Here is an 18582-nt window from a genome sequence, read left to right as displayed (position 1 = left end):
CCGCACCCACACCCACACGAGGAGCTCTCGGAAGAGAGACCCGATGGCCACCTGCAGGTGAAGAACTGCATGAGTACTGCCGGATCCACCCACCTGTCCGACGGCCTCGACGAGCACGAGCTCGAACTGTGCCCGGAGCACCTGGGCCGTGCCCAGGCCGGGGAGGACTGCACGGTGGTCATCGATGACGCCCCGGTCGTCCTGATGGGTGAGAACCACCCCTGGAACCTCATCGCCTCCAGTGCCACCTACCGCACCGAACCCCACCGCGGTGTGGTCCTCAAGCTCACCATGGTCCGCCGGGGAGAGTCCGCCGACCTCGACGTCTTCGTCTCCCCCGATGAGGCCGAGGTGCTCACCGGGCTGCTGAACTCCCCCGCAGTTGAAGCGCCACATCGGGCGGATCGACCGATAATGCCCGCGCACGGGTCGGACGGATGGTGCGTCCCGTCATGACGCGCCACCCGTTGCCACCGCCGGACCAGGTGCCTACCGTGGAAAGAGCCGGACGATTCCGGCACCGTCAGAAGTGATTGCACCATCCCGACTCGACGAGGGAGGCAAGACACCATGGCCGACGAACCGCAGAGCCCCGTGAAGGATCCCAACTACGACCTCATCTGGGCCCTCGAGGCGTCACTGCACAACGTGTGGAAGCTGGAGACCTACATCCAGGACGCCGAGAAGGCCGGTGACAACGAGCTGGCGGACTGGTTCCGCAGGATCCAGGAGAACAACCGCAAGGCCGGCGAGCAGGGCAAGAAGATGCTCGCCCAGCGCCTGCAGCGAGAGGCCGGCTGACGACCTCGAGGTCCGCCGGACGGCTCTCCGTCGTCGGCCGCACCGAGACGCAGAGCCGCCGGCGCACCGGGCTCCCGACCCCCACGGTGGGGCGGGAGCCTTCTCCGTCCCGGACGCGGGACCCCTCCACGCCCCGTCGCCGGTGCCGGTCCCACCGGTGGTTGCCGAGCTCTGCCCTGGGCGACGGTCCTCCCGGCGGCGCCCGCCGGCTCAGGCGTCGAGGGTCTGCGGCACCGGCTGGACCCTGCGCCCCAGCGCCGCGACGCGCTGAACGGACCAGCTCAGCAGGACGACGAGCAGCACGTTGCGCGCCGTCAGGACGGCCGCCATGGCCGGGTGGGCGTGGATGAGCGGGGTGTAGAAGAGCGGATAGATCACGAACGTGGTGACCGCGATGCCCATCAGCAGCGCCGCCGGCGTCCGCCACCGCTGCCGGTCGTGCACGAGCCCGGCGACGACGACCGGGGCGAGCCAGATCATGAACTGCGGCGAGCCCACCTTGTTGAACACGATGAAGATCGTGGTCAGCATCAGCGCGCCCTCGTAGAAGAGCTCCTCGCGCTCGGCCCCGCGCCGCAGCGCGCGGACGAGCAGGGCCGCACCGGCGAGGACGGCGAGCACGAGCAGCGGCTGCATGAGAAGCGCGACGAGCTCGGTGCCGGGGCCGTGGACCTCCGTGGAGTTGATGGCCACGTTGTCGGCCATCCGCGACCCGGCCACGCCGAAGACGCTCAGCCACACCCACGGGGTGGAGAACGTGGCCTCCAGCTGCATGCCGCGCTCGCCCTGGTTGACCAGGAAGTCCGCGATGTGCCGCAGGCCGCCCGACAGGTGCGTGCCCAGCACCACCGCGGCCGTGACCCCCACCCCGGCGGCCACCACCCGGACGCGCTGCCGGCACGCGATGACCAGGGCGAGCACGAGGGCCGCCGGCCACACCTTGATCCACGTGGCGATGCTCAGGAGCACGGAGCCGAGGACGGGCCGCTCGGACGCGTACAGGAGCCCGACGAGCACGATCGGGGCCGCGATGCCCTCCACCCGGGCGAAGCTCAGGTAGCCCAGGAACACGGTGAAGAACAGCCACCACCAGGCCGGGGCGATGCCCTGCTCGCCCCGCCGGCCGCGGGTGAGGCAGACCAGGCCGAGCGCGTTGAGCACGGTGATGATCAGCGTCCACACCAGCAGGTAGGGTCCGTGGCCGGCGATCCCGGCCAGGTGGATCGGGATCTGCGCGAGCACCGGGTACACCCACGGGCTGATCCCGTCCCCGGCGTCGGACGGGTCGTACCCGGCCATGGCCCACCGGCGGTACTGCTCGGTGTCGCTGAAGGCCTCGCCGTGGACGACGAAGGACATCATCCAGCCCAGGAAGTAGAGGTGGACGACGGCGAAACCCCACCACACGCCGGCCGGGCGGGAGAACCAGGCCACGGCGCGGGCGGGCAGCACGGCGTCCCGGAGACCGGTCAGCCGGTCGAAGAAGGCGGCGGCGATCTCAGGACTCCTTCGCGGCGAGCACCGGGGCCGGCTCCGGGGTGCCCAGCTGGTACAGGCGGCGCGCCGACCACCACAGCAGCACCACCAGCAGGGCGTTGCGCAGCGTCAGCACCAGGGCCATCACCGGGCTGTTGTGACTGAGCTCGTAGTAGAACAGCGGATAGACGAAGAACGTGGCCGCGGCGACGGCGAGGAGCATCGCTGCCGGCACCCGCCACGCCTTCCAGTGGTGGGTCAGTCCCACGGCCACGGCCGGAGCCAGCCACACCATGAATTGCGGGGAGCCGACCTTGTTGAACACCACGAAAACGGTGATCATGGTCAGCGATCCGGCCAGCAGCAGCTCGGTGCGGTCCGTGCCGCCGGCCCGCTCGCCGGTGCGGAGGCCCCTGACGATCAGCACGGTCACCCCGGCGGCGGCCAGCAGCAGCAGCGGCTGCATCAGCACCGCCATCGTCGCCGTGCCGGGACCGTCGACCTGCATGGAGTTGATCTCGGTGTTCATGTACATCCGGGACCCGCCCAGCCCCAGCACGGACGACCACAGCCACGGGGTGGTGAACGTGGCCTCCAGCTGCATCCCGCGGTCCCCCTGCTGGGTGAGGAAGTCGAAGAGCCTCGGCAGCGCGCCCATGGCGGTGGCGACCCCGGCCGCGGCCGCGCTGACCAGCATCCCCGTGACCACGACCGCCACCCGTCGTCGGGCCACGGTGAGCAGCGCGAGCACGACGGCCGCCGGCCAGACCTTCATCCAGGTGGCGACGCTGAGCAGGGCCGAGGCGGCCACCGGGTGCGCCGCACCGTACACCAGGGCGACGAGCACCAGCGGGGCCGTGAGCCCGTCCACGCGGGCGAAGCCCAGCCATCCCATCAGGAAGACGAAGCCCAGCCACCACCACGCGGCCGGGTGGGCACTCCGGTCGCGGCCCCAGTCCGTCAGCTTCCCCACGGCCCAGCCGTTGAGCACGGTGATCATCAGGACCCACAGGAAGAAGAACGGTCCCGGACCCGCGGCGCCGGCCAGCGCGATGGGCACCAGCGCCAGCACCGGATAGACCCAGGGGGTGGGCTCCCCGTTCAGGTTCTGGTCCTCGAAGCCGGCCTCGGCCCACGCGCGGTAGATGTATGTGTCGCTGAAGGCGGCGCCGGACAGCGACAGCTGCAGGGCGAACACCAGGAACACCAGGTGCACTCCGACGAAGACGGTGAGCAGTCCGCGCGGGGACCTCCACCAGGCCCGCCGGCGCCCGGGCGACGGGCGGTCACGGAACCGGGTGAGCAAGCTGGAGGTCGTGTCGGACGACATGGGGCGGTCCTTGTCAGGTGAGCGGAGGAGCAGGGGCGGAGTCGGCTCGGGCGCCGCGGCCGGGACCGTCGCCGGTCCGGTCCCCCGGAGCACCAGTGTGCCCGAGCGCGGTGCCGGCGCGGCGGCAGGCCGGTCATCGGGGAGAGGACGTGGCGAGAACTCCTGACACCTGGGCGAGGACGCCAGGGTGAAGAGGTGGCACGACTGCTAGGATCGGCGTTCTGGAGAGCGTCCCGCACACCTGTCCGCCCGGCCATCGTACACTCAGGGGATCAGCGAACGTCATGATGTCAGGGGGGTCGGATCCGGAGGCGCCGCGGGGCCCTGGCGGCCGGACCGCGGAACCGACCGCCTCCGCCGGCTCGTTCTCCCCCGACGGATCCGGCACCCACCGGCACCCTCGAGCGCACGTCGCCGTCCTGCAGGGGCTCATCGGCTCCGTGATGATGCTCGTCGGATCGGTCGGCACCGGCTGGATCGCCAACGGCTCGCCCATGGTCCGCCATCCACTGGTCATCGCACTGCGGGTCGAGGGATGGGGCGTCTACACCTGCACCGTGCTGCTGACCGCGGGCGCCATGCTGCTGGTGCGGTCCTGGCTCCGGCTCGGGCAGCGGCTCCAAGGCTGGCCGGCGGGCGCCCACCGCTCCGTGGTGCTCGCGGTCTGCGCCTGGTCGCTGCCCCTGCTCTTCGCCGTCCCCGTCTACTCCCGGGACGTGTACGCCTACATCGGGCAGGGCCGCCTGATGCTGGCCGAGCAGAACCCGTACACGACCGGCATCTCCGCCCTGGAGAACTGGTTCATGCTGGGGACGGACCCGGCGTGGGCCGAGGCCCGGACGCCCTACGGGCCGTACTTCCTGTGGTCGGCACGGGCGATCGTGGGCCTCACCGACGCGCACCCGGATCTCTCCGTGCTGCTCTTCCGCCTCCTCGCCTGCGCCGGTGTCCTCCTCTGTGTCGTGTACGTGCCCAAGCTCGCCCGGCTGCACGGGATCGACCCGGCCCGTGCCCTGTGGATCGCGGTGGCCAACCCGCTGTTCCTCATCAGCTTCGTGGCGAGCGCGCACAACGACGCCCTGATGCTCGGGCTGGCCGTGGCGGGAACGTACTGCGCGGCCACGGGCCGTCCGGTCACCGGTGTCCTGCTGGTGACCGCGTCCATCGGCATCAAGCCGATCACCATTCTGCTGCTGCCGTTCATCGGGCTCCTGTGGGCGGGGCCGGGAGCGTCCTGGCGGCGGAAGTTCGCCCTGTGGGCGGCCACGGCGACCATCAGCTTCGGGCTTCTCGTGCTGAGCGGCATCCCCCAGCAGCTGGGCGTCGGATGGGTCTGGGCCCTGCTCGACCCCACCCCGGGGTTCACCGGCTACTCGCCCTCGGGGTTCCTGAGCCAGAAGGTCCGCGGCCTCGCGGACGCGGTCGGCCTGCCGGGCGCGGCGATGGCCCCGGTGCTGCGCGACGTCCTGCAGTACGCGGCCATCGGCCTGGTGCTGCTCCTGATGTTCCGCGGCGACGACCACCGGGTGGTCCGCCGGCTCGGTCTCGCGTTCGCCGCCGTGGTGCTGCTCTCCCCGATCATCCAGCCCTGGTACATCCTGTGGTTCCTCCCCTTCCTGGCCGTGACCGGCATCAGGGACAACTGGCAGATCCGCACCCTGTACGTGGTGCTCACCTTCTTCGTGATCTTCGGCGCCCAGGACCAGCTCTCCGTGTGGCCCTTCATCGAGCTGGCGGTCGACGCCTCGACGATCGCGTTCGTGACCGCCCTGCTCTTCACCGCCTACCTGATGCTCCTGGATCCCCACACCCGCCACCTGCTCGTCCACGGCGGTCCGACGGGCTGGCTCCGCCGCCGTCGTCGTCGCCGGGAACGGGGCGTCCGCGGGCGCTGAGCGCGGCGGGACCGGGGCGTCCGCGGGCGCTGAGCGCGGCGGGACCGGGGGAGTCGCCGAGGAGCGGGGCCGGCCGGCGCGCCGTGAGCGGGGGGCGGCCGGCAGGTCAGCCGGCGCCCAGCGGGAGCCGGACGGTGAAGAGCGTGCGGCCCGGGCAGGACTCCACGTCCACCGTGCCGCCGTGGGCCTGCACCACCGAGCGGACGATCGACAGGCCCAGCCCGGTGCTGCCCTCCCGCGTCCGCCGGGAGGCGTCCAGGCGGCTGAAGCGCTCGAAGAGCCTGGCCTGGAACTCCCGCGGGATGCCCGGGCCCGCGTCGAGGACGGAGGCCTCCGCCCAGCCGTCCGCGGTGGCGCGCACGGCGGCCGTCACCGCGGTGCCGGGCGGGGTGTGCTTGCGGGCGTTGGAGAGCAGGTTGGCCAGCACCTGGTGGAGCTGGGCGACGTCGGCGCGCACGGGCACCGGCTCCTCCGGCACGTCCAGGGCCCAGGCGTGGTCGGGGCCGGCGGCCGAGGCGTCGGTGAGGGCCTCGAGCACGAGCTCGCCGAGATCCGCGTCCCGCAGCTCCGGGGGGCGGCCCTCGTCCAGGCGGGCGAGCAGCAGCAGGTCCTCGACCAGGGCGGTCATCCGCAGGGTCTGCTGCTCCACGCGGGCCAGGGAGGCGCGGCCGGTGCCGGTCAGGGACTCGGTGAGCTGGACCATGTCGGTGTAGCCGCGCACGGCCGCCAATGGGGTGCGCAGCTCGTGGGAGGCGTCGGCCACGAACTCGCGCAGCCGGGTCTCGGAACGCTGGCGGGCGGTGAGGGCGGAGTCCACGTTGTCGAGCAGGGAGTTCAGCGCGTGCCCGACCTCCCCGACCTCGGTGCCGGGCCGGGCGAGCTCGGCGGGCACGTGCCGGTCGGCGAGGGAGACCTCCCCGGAGGCCAGGGGCAGCCGGGCGACCCCGGAGGCCGCGGCCGAGACCCGTTCCAGCGGCCGCAGGGCACGGCGGACGACGACGGTGCCGGCCGCCGCCGTGGTCAGCAGCGCGAGCAGGCTGCCCACGCCCATGGTGGTCACGAGCTCCGCCACGGTGTCGTCGACCGAGGCCGTGGGCAGGCCGGTGACAAGCACCTGGCTGCCGTTCCGCGCGTTCCGGGCGACCGACTCGACCCGGTACTCGCCCACGGACAGGGCCACGTCCGTGAGCCGGCCCTGCTCCGTGCCCGTGGAGCGCCGGCGGTCCCCGAGGTCCCGCTCGTCCGGGCTCCGGTCCGCGAAGACGCCCGCCTCCTGCAGGGCGGCGACGTCCTGCTCGGGGAGCGGCGCGGGCTCCCCGGACCCGGTGCGGTAGGACGCCCTGACCAGCTCCTCCTCGTGCAGCACGGCCACCAGGATGCCCACCGGCTGGCCGGGGGCGTCGAGGGGATCACGTTCCAGGGCCGGGTCGCCCCGGGTGAAGGTCAGCGCCCGCCCGGTCGCCTGGCGCAGCGAGCCGTCGAGCCGCTCCACGAGGTCCTGGCGGGTGAGCTCCACGATGGTCGCGCCCAGCACGAGCAGGACCACCGCCAGCAGGACGAGCACCCCGGCGATGAGCCGGGTGGCCAGGCGGGTGCGTCGTCGGGCCGGTGACGATGCCGGCGACGAGGTCGGCCGCGGGTCCGGCGGGCGGTGCGTGGACAGCGGGCCGGGCGGCATCAGGACGCGGGTTTGATGACGTACCCGGCGCCGCGCACGGTGTGGATCATCGGGGCGCGGCCGGCGTCGATCCGCTTGCGCAGGTAGGAGATGTAGAGCTCCACGATGTTGGCCTGGCCCGAGAAGTCGTAGTGCCACACGTTGTCGAGGATCTGGGCCTTGGACAGGACCCGGCGCGGGTTCTCCATCAGGTAGCGCAGCAGCTCGAACTGGGTGGCGGTCAGCTCGATGGGCTCGCCGGCCCGGGTGACCTCGCGGCTGTCGATGTTCAGGACCAGGTCCCCGACCACCAGGGTGGCGCTGTCCTGCGCCGCGGCCCCGGAGCGCTGCACGAGCCGGTGCAGCCGGATGAGCACCTCCTCGATCGAGAAGGGCTTGGTCACGTAGTCGTCCCCGCCCGAGGCCAGGCCCTCGATCCGGTCGGCCACGGCGTCCTTGGCCGTGAGGAACAGCACCGGCACCTCGGGATAGGACCGGCGGATCCGGGCGAGGACCTCCAGGCCGTCCAGGCCGGGCAGCATCCGGTCCAGGACCAGCACGTCCGGGGCGAAGTCGCGTGCCTGGGCCACGGCGTCGAAGCCCTCGTGGGAGATCCTCGCCTCCCACCCGCACATCCCCGTGCCCATGGCCACGAGGTCGGCCAGCGCCGGCTCGTCGTCCACCACCAGCACCCGGATCGGCGAGCCGTCCGGGTGGCTCAGGCGGGGCAGGACCTCGGTGAGGACGGAGAAGCTGGAGGAGTAGGACATGGGAGCTCCCGGTGCCGGGCGGACGTGACACTGTCACTGTTGCCCACCAGATTAGGCGCGCGTCCTGTGGAAGCTGTGCGGAGCCTGTGCCGTGGTGCCGCCGCGCACGGGAACGGCGGGTGCGCCGGCACAGCCGCGGCACGGACTCCGGACGGACAGCCGCCGGCCCGGGCACGGACCCGCGTCACAGGAGAAGCACAGCAATCCGAAAAGCCGGGCACATGTGCACGAGCAACAGTGGAGTGCACACCGGCCCGCCAGGCGGGCCCGGCGGGCAGGGGGCCCGTCGTCGCACCGCGCTGAAGGGGGCCGCCGCCATGACCGATCCCGGGAACCGCCCACCGAGGAGCGTGCCCTGGGCGCAGGCCTCCGGGCAGCGGCCGGGCGCTCCTCGCGCGGACGCGACCCGGGGCGGCCGCCCGACACGGACCGCCGCGGCGGACCCGGCGGCCAGCTCCGCGGTGGGGCCGGCGGCGGGCTCGATCGCGGACCAGGTGGCGGACCCGGCGGCGGGCTCGATCGCGGACCAGGTGGCGGACCCGGCGGTGGGCCCGGCCACCGGGTCCGCCACCACGGCTGCCGCGCCGGGCAGGCGCCGCCTCGTGGGGGTGGACGCCGCCCGCGGCCTGGCCCTGATCGGGATGATCGCCATCCACATCCTGCCCTCGTGGGATCCGGAGACCTTCGAGCCCACGGTCCAGTGGACCGTCTTCGCCGGACGCTCCGCGGCCCTGTTCGCCGTCCTGGCCGGCGTGGGGCTCGCCTTCAGCACCGGCGGCCGGACGCCGCACACCGGCCGGTCGCTGACCGCCGACCGGGCGGGCACGGCCGTGCGCGCCCTGCTGATCGCGGGCCTGGGGCTCGCCATCAACCACGTGCTGCCCGGCAGCACGCTCGACGAGGTCCCGGCCGTCAACATCCTCGTCTACTACGGGGCCTTCTTCCTGCTGGCGATCCCCTTCCTGCGCCTCTCCGCAGGGGCCCTGTTCGCCTGGGCGGCGTGCTTCGCCCTCGCCGGTCCCGTGCTCGTGCACCTGCTCCGGGACGTCCTGCCCGCCGTCGAGCGCTACAATCCGGACTACCTCGACCTCGTCGGGGACCCGGGGGCCACCGCGGCCCGGCTCCTGCTGACCGGGACCTTCCCCGCGCTGCCGTACCTGGCCTATCTGCTGACCGGCCTGGCCATCGGCCGGCTCGACCTGGCCCGGCTCCGGGTCCAGGTCGCGCTGGTGCTGGGCGGGACCCTCCTGGCCGCCGGGGCCTCGCTGACCTCCTGGGCGCTCGTCGTCCGGGCCGGCGGCTTCGAGCAGCTGGTGGCGCGCACCCCCGGCCTGGACGCGGAGCTCGTCAACGACATCATCGTGTGGGGACCCGAGCCGACGCTGCCCACGACCACGTGGTGGTGGCTGGCGGTCGGCGGCCCGTACACCAACACCCCGCCGGCCCTGCTGCTGGGTCTGGGCTCGGCGGTGGCCGCGCTGGGCGTGTTCCTCCTGCTGGCCCGCCGCTCCGCGTCCTGGCTGCTGCCGCTGAGCGCGATGGGCGCGATGACCCTCACCGTGTACTCCGCGCACCTGCTGGCCCTGGCCGCCGAGGTGCACTACGACCAGCCGCTGTGGTTCGGGATCCACGTGGGCGTGGCCGCGGCCTTCGCGCTCCTCTGGCGCCAGGCCATGGGGCAGGGCCCCCTCGAGCGGCTGGTGGCGGGGCTGGTGCGCGGCACCCGCCGGCGCGTGCTCTCCCGGGGGCACCGCACGGACTGAACGGGCCGCGGGACGGGACTACGGCGTGCCGGGAACCGCGTGCCGGCGCCGGTGCGCCGCGTAGCCCAGGATGAGCAGGCCGGCCACGGCCAGGCCCACGCCCACCCAGGCGGGGGAGCGGTAGCCCCAGCCGGCGGAGATGACGATCCCGCCGAGGAAGGCGCCCATGGCGTTGGCCAGGTTGAACGCCGCGTGGTTCATGGCGGCGGTCAGGGAGGGGGCGTCCTTCGCCTCGCGCAGCAGGCGCACCTGGAGGGAGGTCGTGAAGATCGAGCCCATGATCCCGATCCACAGCGCCCCCAGGACGGCCGCGGCGGGGACGTGGACGAACAGGGCGAAGAACGCCAGGGCCACGCCGGACACGGCGCCGGCGCCGAGGGCGGTGCGCTCGATCGAACGGTCGATGAGCGGGCCGGCCAGCAGGGAGCCCAGGGTCATGCCCACGCCGAACACGGCCAGCACCCACGGCACGGTGCCGATGTCGAGACCGGTGAGCTCGGTCAGGGTCGGGGAGATGTAGGTGTAGACCGCGAACATGCCGCCGAAGCCGATGGCCCCGGCCAGCAGCGTGAGGGCCACCTGGGGCCGGGCGAGGGCGCGAACCTCCTGGGCCGCCGAGGCCATGCCCTCGTTGCGGGTGCGCGGCACCCAGAGGGCCAGGGCCCCGATGGTCAGGGCGCCCAGGAGCACCACCAGGAGATAGGCCGAGCGCCAGCCGAGGGCCCCGCCCAGGGCCGCGGCGAACGGCACGCCCACGATGTTGGCGATGGTGAGCCCCAGCATCACCCGGGCCACGGCGGTGCCGCGCCGCTCGCGGGCGACCAGGGAGGAGGCCACCACGGCGGCGACCCCGAAGTAGGCGCCGTGGGGCAGGCCGGCGAGGAACCGGGCGGCGTAGAGCCACTCGAGGGACGGCGCGGCGGCCGAGAGCCCGTTGCCCAGCACGAACGTGAGCATCAGCGCCAGCAGCAGGGTCTTGCGCTCCATCCGGGCGGCGAGGGACGTGATGAGCGGCGCCCCGACCACCACGCCCAGGGCGTAGAGCGAGATGGACTGGCCCACGGCCGGGATCGAGGCGTCGAAGTCCTCGGCGATGAACGGCAGCAGGCCCATCGAGGCGAACTCGGTGGTGCCCACGCCGAAGCCGCCCATCGCCAGGGCGAAGATGGCGAGGCGGGTGCCGGCGGGGCCGGGGGCATTGACCACCTGGAGCAGGGCGGTGCGGGGTGCGGGCACGGCGGGTCCTTCCGGGAGGGCGCAGGGACGGGGAACGAGCACGTCGTCGAGCCCGAGCAGAAGAAAGGGGGGTGGCTTTCGATGCTACGCGGGTTCGCCCCGGTCTCCCATGCCTCCCGGTGTGATCTTGGTCAGGTCCTGCCGCGCCGGCGGCGCTCCACGCCCCCGTCCCCGGGCCACTGCGGCCCGGCCGGGCCTCTGCGCCCGGGGACGGCTGCGGGCTCAGCGGAAGGCGGAGTGCCCGGTCAGCTGCTGGCCCAGGATGAGGGTGTGCACCTCGTCGGTGCCCTCGTAGGTGCGCACCGACTCCAGGTTGTTGGCGTGGCGCAGCGGCGAGTGCTCGAGCGTGACCCCGTTGCCGCCGAGCATCGTGCGCGCCTGGCGGCACACCTCGATCGCGATCCGGCAGTTGTTGAGCTTGCCCACCGAGATCATGTGGTTCTCCAGGCGGCCCTCGTCCTTGAGCCGCCCGATGCGCAGCGCCAGCAGCTGCCCCTTCTGGATCTCCAGGGCCATGTCCACCAGCTTCGCCTGGGAGAGCTGGTAGGCCGCGAGCGGCTTGTCGAACTGGATGCGCTGCTGGGAGTAGGCCAGCGCGGCGTCGAAACTGTCGCGGGCGGCGCCCAGGGCGCCCCACACGATGCCGTAGCGGGCCTCGTTGAGGCAGGAGAACGGTCCCCGCAGGCCGGGGTGGTGCGGCAGGAGGGCGTCGGCGGGCAGCCGGACGTCCTCGAGGGCGATATCGCACTGGATCGAGGCGCGCATGGACAGCTTCGGCTCGATCGGGACGGCGGTGAACCCGGGGGTGTCCGTGGGCACGAGGAAGCCCCGGACGCGCTCCTGCCCGCTCTCGTCGACGGCCTTGGCCCAGATCACGGCCACGTGGGCGATCGAGGCGAGCCCGATCCAGCGCTTGGCGCCGTTGAGCACCCACTCGTCGCCGTGGCGCACGGCGGTGGTCGCCATGGTCGAGGGGTCCGATCCCGCGGTGGGCTCGGTGAGCCCGAAGCAGCCGATGATCTCGCCGGCGGCCATGCCGGGCAGCCAGCGCTGCTTCTGCTCCTCGGAGCCGTGCTTGGCGATCGCGGACATCGCCAGCGAGCCCTGCACGGAGACGAACGTGCGCAGTCCGGAGTCCCCGGCCTCGAGCTCCTGCATCGCGATGCCGTACTGCACCGCGGACTTCCCGGCGCACCCGTAGCCCTGGACGTGCATGCCGAGCAGCCCGAGCTGCGCCATCTCGGGGATGATCTCCTGCGGGAAGACGGCGTCGGCGTACCAGCCGGCGATGTTCGGCCGGATCCTCCGGTCCACGAACTCCCGGACGGCGTCCCGTGTCTCGAGCTCCTCGGCACTGAGGTCTGCTTCGACGTCGAGCAGGTCGGTCGCGGCGGGGTTCATGGGTCCTCCTGGGGGTCGGGTGCTCGGATGCCTCCGACGAGGATGACGCATTCGTGAGCTGCGCAACACGGTTCGCCGGACAATTGATTTATAGGTATCACTGAGTGCCACATTAGGTATTTGAGGTTTCACAGTGGGTCGTGGAAATGTGATCTGCACGACATCCGCTGACTTCCCGGAGGATCCCTGTGACCCGTTCGTCCCCCACCGCCGCCGACGGCCCGCCCCGGGTGCGCATCGAGCGCACCGGCGCCGTGGCCGTGGTGACGCTCGACGACGAGCCCCGCCGCAACGTGCTCGGCCACGAGCTGCGCACCGGGCTGCGGGCCGCGCTGGCGGAGCTCGCCGCCGACCCCGGGAGCGGGGCCGTGGTGCTCACCGGGGCGGGACGCTGCTTCAGCGGCGGCGGCGACCTCGCCGCGATGCCGCCCGCCGGCCCCGCCGAGTCGGCCGCCCGGATGAGCGAGGTGGCCGGGCTCGTGCAGGAGCTCGCGTCCCTGGCGAAGCCGGTCGTGGCCGCGGTGACCGGGCCTGCGGCCGGTGTGGCCGTCGGCCTGGTGTGCTGCTGCGACGTGGTGGTGGCCGGTGGGAGCGCACGGTTCCTGTTCCCGTTCACCCGCCTGGGCCTCGCCCCGGACGGCGGGCTGGTGCACTCGCTGGTCCAGCGGGTGGGAGCGGCCCGCGCCCGGAGGATCCTGCTCGAGGCCGCACCCGTGGACGCCGGCACCGCCCGGGACGCCGGCCTGGTCGACCACCTCGTGCCGGACCCGGACGTGCTCGGCACCGCGGTCGCGCACGCCGCCGAGCTCGCCGGGCGGGCCCCGCTCGCCGTCGCGGCGGTGAAGCGGGGGATCCGCGAGGCGTCGGGCTCGCTCGAGGACGCCCTGGCGTTCGAGCGGGACCACCAGCCGGTCCTCTTCGGGACCTCCGACTTCCTGGAGGGCAAGCAGTCGTTCTTCGACCGGCGGCTCCCCTCCTTCTCCGGGCGCTGAGCGCCACCACCGCACCTCGAAAGGCCATCATGAGGACAACGACAACACGGCTCGCCGCCCTGGGCGCCGCCGCAGTGCTGGGCCTGACCGGCTGCGCCGCCGCCGGGGGCAGCGAGCCGGTGGGCCCCAACGGCCTGCCGCAGCAGCTCGTGTGGTCCACCTACAACGTGGGCACCGGCACCTACAACGATCTCGCCGCCATCGCGAACACCCTCACCAACGAGGAGGGCGTGCAGGTGCGGCTGATGACCGCCGACACCGGCATCGGCCGGCTGGCCCCGCTCGTGAACGGCACCGTGGACTACGCGCGGGCCGGGGACGAGTACTACTACGCCTTCGAGGGCGACTACGAGTACGCCAGCGAGGAGTGGGGTCCTCAGGACCTCCGCATGGTGTGGGCGCCGCCCGGCAACTACGGGATGCTCGTGCGCGAGGACAGCGGCATCGACTCCTTCGCGGACCTCGAGGGCAAACGGGTCCCCCGGCTGACCGCCAACACCTCCATCAACAACAAGATGGAGGGCTTCCTCAACTACGGCGGCCTCACCTGGGACGACGTCGAGCAGGTCCCGATGGCCTACGGCGAGCAGATCGCCGGGCTCGAAGCGGGACAGATCGACGCCCTGTACCAGAACGTGGTCGGCTCCAACATCAACGAGCTGGCCTCCAGCACGGAGGTCCAGTGGCTGAGCTTCGACGACCCGGACCCGGCCCGCTACGAGACCTGGGAGGAGCTCATGCCCATGGTGACGGTCGGCGAGATCACGAACGGCGCCGGGCTCGAGGAGGGCGAGAGCGCCCGGGTCCTCGAGTACACGATCCCGCTCACCACGACGGCCGACCGCGACGCGGACGAGGTCTACCACCTCGTGAAGGCGATGGTCGAGAACTACGAGCACTACGAGGGCACCACCCCGGACACGAAGCAGTTCTCCTTCGACGCGGTGCTGAAGGAGCCGCTGGTGGTCCCGTTCCACGAGGGGACCGTCCGCTACTTCGAGGAGCGCGGCGTGTGGACCGAGGAGCTCGAGCGGAAGAACGACCAGCTCGTCGAGCGCGGCGAGCGCATGCAGGAGGCCTGGCCCGGCGTCGTCGAGTCCTCCGCCGAGGAGGAGCTCGAGCGGAACTGGACGGAATGGAAGCAGAACGAGCTGGACGGGCCGCAGAACGGCCAGGAGAACGGCGAGGGGAACGACGATGAGAACTGAGACCCGGGTGACCCCGTTCTGGCGGACGGTCGTGATCGTGCTGACCGTGCTGGGCGTGCTGCTGGCCATGAACCAGGTGTTCTTCTGGAACGTGGGCGGGCTGTCCCTGCTGACCAACTCCTACCTCTACCTGATCCTGGCGGCCTTCCTGCCGGTGGTGTTCATCGTCAACCCCCTGCGCAAGGTCCCGCTGGCCCAGCAGGTGGAGGCCCAGCAGGAGCCCGGTGCCGGCGGCAGCACCGCGGCCGGCGCGGGCCGGGAGCGCCGGGTCCAGTGGTTCGACGTCCTGCTCATGGTCGTCTCCGCGGCGGTGTGCACGTACTTCGCGGCCAACGGGACCCGGATCAAGAACTACGGCTGGGAGTTCATGGCGCCCACCACCGCCACGGTCGCCGCGTTCGTGCTGTGGCTGGTGGTGCTCGAGGCCCTGCGCCGCACCGGCGGGCTGACGGTCACCGTCATCGCGCTGCTGTTCTCGCTGTACCCGCTGGTCGCCGAGAACCTGCCGATCGGCGTCCTGCAGGGCGTCACCTACGATCTGCCGACCCTGGCGCAGGTGCACATCATGGGGGCCGAGGGCGTGCTGGGGCTGCCCATCCAGACCGCGGCCACCATCCTGATCGGCTTCCTGGTCTTCGGGGTGGCCCTGCAGCACACCGGGGGCGCGGACTTCTTCCACAACCTCTCCATGTCGATCTTCGGCCGCTACCGCGGCGGCGCGGCGAAGGTGTCCGTGGCCAGCAGCGCGGCGATGGGCATGATGAGCGGCAGCGCGGTCTCCAACGTCCTGACCACCGGGCCGATGACCATCCCGGCCATGAAGCGCTCCGGGTTCAGCTCCACCTACGCGGGCGGCATCGAGGCCACGGCCTCCTCGGGCGGGTCGATCACCCCGCCGATCATGGGCACCGCGGCGTTCCTCATGGTCTCCTTCGTGGGCGTGCCCTACACGGAGATCCTGGTGGCCGCCACCATCCCCGCGGTCCTCTACTTCCTCGGCATCTACCTGCAGGTGGACGGCTACGCGGCCCGCAACGGGCTGCGGGGCGTGTCCGTGGACCTGCTGCCGCGGACCCTCGCCACGCTCGTGCGGGGCTGGCCCTACGTCCTGGCCCTGGGCCTGCTGACCGGGCTGCTGTTCCTCACGGACTCCGAGACCCAGGTGCCGTACTGGGTGATCCTGGTGCTGCTGATCGTGGCGGTGCTGCGCCCGGGCCAGAAGTTCGGGCCGCGGGAGTTCACCGACTTCCTGGTGGAGTGCGGCCGGACGCTGAGCAACATCGTCGGGATCATCGCCGGTGTGGGCCTGATCGTGGGCGGCCTCACCGCCACGGGCGTGAGCCTGTCCCTGGCCCGGGAGCTGGTCTCCCTGGTGGGCGACAACGTGGTTCTCATCCTCGTCGCCGGCGCCGTCACGTGCTTCATCCTCGGCATGGGCATGACGATCTCCGCGGCCTACGTGTTCCTGGCGATCGTCATGGTCCCGGCCGTCATCGACCTGGGGGTCAACCCGCTCGCGGCACACCTGTTCGTCATCTACTGGGCGTCCGTCTCCTACATCACCCCGCCGGTGGGCCTCGCCGCCTTCGCCGCGGCGGGCCTGGCCAAGGCCCCCGCCATGGCCACCAGCGTGGCGGCCATGAAGCTCGGCGCGGTGAAGTACATCGTCCCGTTCGGCTTCGCCCTCAACCCCGCCCTGGTCGCCCAGGACTCGCCCGGCCGGATCCTGCTGGCGTTCGCGCTGAGCATCGTGGGGGTCTACGCCCTGGCCTCGGCCATCGAGGGCTGGACGGTCGGCTTCGACCGCCGGATGCCCGCCCTGTTCCGGTCGGCGGCCGCGGTCGGCGGGTTCCTGCTCTTCCTGCCCACCCCGCTCACCGCCGTCCTCGGCCTGGCCCTCGTGGCCGGGAGCGTGCTGCTCACCTTCCTGACCGTGCAGGCCGGGCCCGCGGACGACGACGACGCCGCTGCCGCGCCCGCCCCCGAGCCCGCCACCGCGACCGTCTGACCGGAAGGACCCGACATGACCGACAGCACCGGCACCACCACTGCCGACACCACGACCGGCACCTCTGCCGACGGCACAGCCGGCACCACCGTCGACAGCACGGGCGGCGCCACCGACGCCGTCACCACGACCGGCACCAGCACGGGAACCGTGGTCGACACGGGCACCGGCACCGTCACGGCCGAGCTCCGCGGCAGGGTCGCGGTCGTCACCGTGAACCGCCCCGAGGTGCGCAACGCTCTGAACTTCGGGGTGCTGGACGGGATCGAGGCCGCGCTCGACGCGTTCGAGCGGCGGGAGGACGTCGGCGCCGTGGTCTTCACGGGCGCGGGGGAGAAGTCCTTCGTGGCCGGCGCGGACATCTCCCAGCTGGTCGGCTACACGCTGCGGGACGGGCTGCGGGCCCGGATGCAGCGCCTCTACGACCGGGTCCAGGACCTCGAGCTGCCCACGATCGCCGCGGTCAACGGCTTCGCGCTGGGCGGGGGCAACGAGCTGGCGATGTCCTGCGACATCCGCATCGCCGCCGGGAACGCCCGGTTCGGGCTGCCCGAGACCAACCTCGGCATCCTTCCCGGCGCCGGCGGCACCCAGCGGCTGTCCCGGCTCGTGGGCCTGGGCCGGGCGCAGGAGATGATCCTCACCGGCCGGATCATCGACGCCGAGGAGGCGCTGCGCATCGGGCTGGTGACCAGCGTGGTCCCCGCGGAGGAACTGATGGGCGCCGCGCTCGCCACCGCGGAGACCATCCTCGCCAAGGGCCCCCTGGCCGTGCGGCTGGCCAAGCTCGTGGTGCGCAACGGCGCCGAGACGGACCAGCGCACCGGGCTGCTGCTCGAGCGGCTGGCCCAGTCCCTCCTCTACGCCTCCGAGGAGAAGGCCGAGGGCGCGAGCGCCTTCCTGGAGAAGCGCCCCGCCCGCTTCCGCGAGCAGGACTGAACCGCCGGCCCGGGCGGCTCCCCGCCCGCACCCCGCGGCCGCCCGCGCACTCGGCGGCCGCTCCGCACCCGGCAGCGGCTCCGCACCCGGCGGCCACCCCGCAGGGCCGTCGCCCCGCGGCGACTCCGCACCACCGCCCGAGACCTTCGCACGACCACCCCAGACCTTCGCACCCCCACCCCGAGGAGCAGCGCATGAACCCCCAGCCGAGCATCGACGCCGTCCGCGAGGTCCTGATCGTGGGATCCGGTGCCATGGGCACCCAGATCGGGGCGGTCTTCGCCCTCGCGGGCTACACCGTCACCACGAGCGACCTCGACCCCGCCGCCCTCGAGCGGTCCCGGGAGGAGGTGCGCCGCCGGCTCGGCCGGCTCGCCGAGAAGGGCAGCAGGAGCCGGGAGGAGGTGGACGCCGCCCTCGCCCGGATGGCGTACACGACCGACTCGATCGAGGCGGCGCGCTCCACCGACTTCGTGCTCGAGGCCGCCGTGGAGCGCCTCGACATCAAGCGGCGGCTGTTCGCCGACCTCGACGAGGCCGCGCCCGAGCACGCCGTCCTCGCGACCAACTCCTCGACCATCCCCTCGTCCCTGCTCATGGACGCGACCGGCCGGCCCGACCGCGTGTGCAACATGCACTTCTTCAACCCGGCGCTGGTCATGGCCTGCGTCGAGGTGGTGCGCAACCCGCAGACCTCGCACGCCACCGTGGAGACCACCGTGGAGCTGGCTCGCCGGCTCGGCAAGCAGCCCGTCCGGCTCCAGCACGAGGTCCCCGGCTTCGTGGCCAACCGCCTCCTCGGGGCCCTGCGGGACGAGGCCCTGCGGCTCGAGGCGGACGGCGTGGCGAGCTTCGAGGACATCGACGTGGCGGCGCGGACGGCGCTGGGCCACCCGATGGGCCCCTTCGAGCTGATGGACCTGGTCGGCATCGACGTGTCCTACCTGATCCGTCTCGCGGAGCACGAGCAGAGCGGGGACCCTGCGGACCTGCCGCACCCCTCCGTGGAGAAGCTCTACGAGCAGGGCCGGTACGGCCGCAAGACCGGCCGCGGCTGGTACGAGTACGCCGGCTGAGCCCTGGACCACCACCGGGCCGTGCCCCGG

15 protein-coding genes are annotated in these 18582 nt (G+C 72.7%); 9 read left to right on the top strand and 6 right to left on the bottom strand.

What is annotated here, in order from left to right:
- Window positions 1–69 precede the first annotated feature (69 nt).
- Window positions 70–456, top strand: coding sequence for a hypothetical protein (locus RCG67_RS00265; protein ID WP_368824309.1), 387 nt, complete (start codon window positions 70–72; stop codon window positions 454–456).
- Window positions 457–570: 114 nt separating this feature from the next.
- Window positions 571–801 carry a hypothetical protein gene (locus RCG67_RS00260; protein WP_368824308.1) on the top strand — a complete coding sequence of 77 codons (231 nt, stop codon included), beginning with the start codon at window positions 571–573 and terminating at the stop codon, window positions 799–801.
- 210 nt (window positions 802–1011) lie between these two features.
- On the opposite strand, the gene RCG67_RS00255 is transcribed toward RCG67_RS00260, so the two are convergent.
- Entirely contained in the window at window positions 1012–2253 is a 1242-nt protein-coding gene (locus RCG67_RS00255) for a glycosyltransferase 87 family protein (protein ID WP_368824307.1), read from the bottom strand.
- A 46-nt stretch (window positions 2254–2299) separates the two neighbouring features.
- A complete protein-coding gene (locus tag RCG67_RS00250; protein WP_368824306.1) occupies window positions 2300–3607 on the bottom strand; it encodes a glycosyltransferase 87 family protein in 1308 nt (435 codons plus the stop codon).
- A gap of 284 nt (window positions 3608–3891) precedes the next feature.
- Here RCG67_RS00250 and mptB point away from each other — a divergent pair, with 284 nt between their 5' ends.
- On the top strand, window positions 3892–5502 hold the full coding sequence (mptB, locus tag RCG67_RS00245; RefSeq protein WP_368824305.1) for a polyprenol phosphomannose-dependent alpha 1,6 mannosyltransferase MptB: 1611 nt from the start codon (window positions 3892–3894) through the stop codon (window positions 5500–5502).
- A gap of 106 nt (window positions 5503–5608) precedes the next feature.
- Here the strand turns inward: mptB and RCG67_RS00240 are convergent, their stop codons facing one another.
- Both RCG67_RS00240 and RCG67_RS00235 read right to left on the bottom strand, forming a co-directional pair.
- Window positions 5609–7180: a sensor histidine kinase gene (locus tag RCG67_RS00240; protein WP_368824304.1), complete on the bottom strand. Its 1572-nt coding sequence runs from the start codon at window positions 7178–7180 to the stop codon at window positions 5609–5611.
- Window positions 7180–7929, bottom strand: a complete 750-nt coding sequence (locus tag RCG67_RS00235; protein WP_368824303.1) for a response regulator transcription factor — start codon at window positions 7927–7929, stop codon at window positions 7180–7182. The genes RCG67_RS00240 and RCG67_RS00235 overlap by 1 nt, the downstream gene beginning before the upstream one ends.
- A 317-nt stretch (window positions 7930–8246) precedes the next feature.
- Between RCG67_RS00235 and RCG67_RS00230 the strand changes: the two genes are divergently transcribed.
- Complete coding sequence (locus tag RCG67_RS00230; RefSeq protein ID WP_368824302.1) at window positions 8247–9692, top strand: heparan-alpha-glucosaminide N-acetyltransferase domain-containing protein; 1446 nt, start codon at window positions 8247–8249, stop codon at window positions 9690–9692.
- An 18-nt stretch (window positions 9693–9710) separates the two neighbouring features.
- Here RCG67_RS00230 and RCG67_RS00225 read toward each other — a convergent pair whose 3' ends face one another.
- Window positions 9711–10928, bottom strand: a complete 1218-nt coding sequence (locus RCG67_RS00225; protein ID WP_368824301.1) for an MFS transporter — start codon at window positions 10926–10928, stop codon at window positions 9711–9713.
- A gap of 222 nt (window positions 10929–11150) precedes the next feature.
- Window positions 11151–12329, bottom strand: a complete 1179-nt coding sequence (locus RCG67_RS00220; protein WP_368824300.1) for an acyl-CoA dehydrogenase family protein — start codon at window positions 12327–12329, stop codon at window positions 11151–11153.
- Between the two features lie 188 nt (window positions 12330–12517).
- Here RCG67_RS00220 and RCG67_RS00215 point away from each other — a divergent pair, with 188 nt between their 5' ends.
- From RCG67_RS00215 to RCG67_RS00195, 5 genes are all read left to right on the top strand, one after another.
- A complete protein-coding gene (locus RCG67_RS00215) occupies window positions 12518–13321 on the top strand; it encodes an enoyl-CoA hydratase/isomerase family protein (protein WP_368824299.1) in 804 nt (267 codons plus the stop codon).
- Window positions 13322–13350: 29 nt separating this feature from the next.
- Window positions 13351–14529, top strand: a complete 1179-nt coding sequence (locus tag RCG67_RS00210; protein WP_368824298.1) for a TAXI family TRAP transporter solute-binding subunit — start codon at window positions 13351–13353, stop codon at window positions 14527–14529.
- Complete coding sequence (locus RCG67_RS00205) at window positions 14519–16537, top strand: TRAP transporter permease (protein ID WP_368824297.1); 2019 nt, start codon at window positions 14519–14521, stop codon at window positions 16535–16537. Before RCG67_RS00210 ends, RCG67_RS00205 begins: the two co-directional genes overlap by 11 nt.
- 15 nt (window positions 16538–16552) lie before the next feature.
- Window positions 16553–17476, top strand: a complete 924-nt coding sequence (locus RCG67_RS00200; protein ID WP_368824296.1) for an enoyl-CoA hydratase/isomerase family protein — start codon at window positions 16553–16555, stop codon at window positions 17474–17476.
- A 194-nt stretch (window positions 17477–17670) separates the two neighbouring features.
- Window positions 17671–18552: a 3-hydroxyacyl-CoA dehydrogenase family protein gene (locus RCG67_RS00195; RefSeq protein WP_368824295.1), complete on the top strand. Its 882-nt coding sequence runs from the start codon at window positions 17671–17673 to the stop codon at window positions 18550–18552.
- Window positions 18553–18582 lie beyond the last annotated feature (30 nt).

The organism is Kocuria cellulosilytica (genome assembly GCF_040981245.1).
In the GTDB taxonomy this organism is placed as follows: domain Bacteria; phylum Actinomycetota; class Actinomycetes; order Actinomycetales; family Micrococcaceae; genus Kocuria; species Kocuria cellulosilytica.
The sequence above is the reverse complement of the archived record's forward strand: the minus strand, read 5'-3'. Positions and strand labels throughout refer to the sequence as shown.

Excerpts from the sequence above, each read along its gene's own strand:
- RCG67_RS00265 (WP_368824309.1), top strand. The coding sequence starts at position 70 with ATGAGTACTGCCGGATCCACCCACCTGTCCGACGGCCTCGACGAGCAC.
- RCG67_RS00195 (WP_368824295.1), top strand. The coding sequence starts at position 17,671 with ATGAACCCCCAGCCGAGCATCGACGCCGTCCGCGAGGTCCTGATCGTG.
- RCG67_RS00220 (WP_368824300.1), bottom strand. The coding sequence starts at position 12,329 with ATGAACCCCGCCGCGACCGACCTGCTCGACGTCGAAGCAGACCTCAGT.
- RCG67_RS00240 (WP_368824304.1), bottom strand. The coding sequence starts at position 7,180 with ATGCCGCCCGGCCCGCTGTCCACGCACCGCCCGCCGGACCCGCGGCCG.
- RCG67_RS00235 (WP_368824303.1), bottom strand. The coding sequence starts at position 7,929 with ATGTCCTACTCCTCCAGCTTCTCCGTCCTCACCGAGGTCCTGCCCCGC.
- RCG67_RS00260 (WP_368824308.1), top strand. The coding sequence starts at position 571 with ATGGCCGACGAACCGCAGAGCCCCGTGAAGGATCCCAACTACGACCTC.
- RCG67_RS00205 (WP_368824297.1), top strand. The coding sequence starts at position 14,519 with ATGAGAACTGAGACCCGGGTGACCCCGTTCTGGCGGACGGTCGTGATC.
- mptB (WP_368824305.1), top strand. The coding sequence starts at position 3,892 with ATGATGTCAGGGGGGTCGGATCCGGAGGCGCCGCGGGGCCCTGGCGGC.
- RCG67_RS00230 (WP_368824302.1), top strand. The coding sequence starts at position 8,247 with ATGACCGATCCCGGGAACCGCCCACCGAGGAGCGTGCCCTGGGCGCAG.
- RCG67_RS00200 (WP_368824296.1), top strand. The coding sequence starts at position 16,553 with ATGACCGACAGCACCGGCACCACCACTGCCGACACCACGACCGGCACC.
- RCG67_RS00250 (WP_368824306.1), bottom strand. The coding sequence starts at position 3,607 with ATGTCGTCCGACACGACCTCCAGCTTGCTCACCCGGTTCCGTGACCGC.
- RCG67_RS00210 (WP_368824298.1), top strand. The coding sequence starts at position 13,351 with ATGAGGACAACGACAACACGGCTCGCCGCCCTGGGCGCCGCCGCAGTG.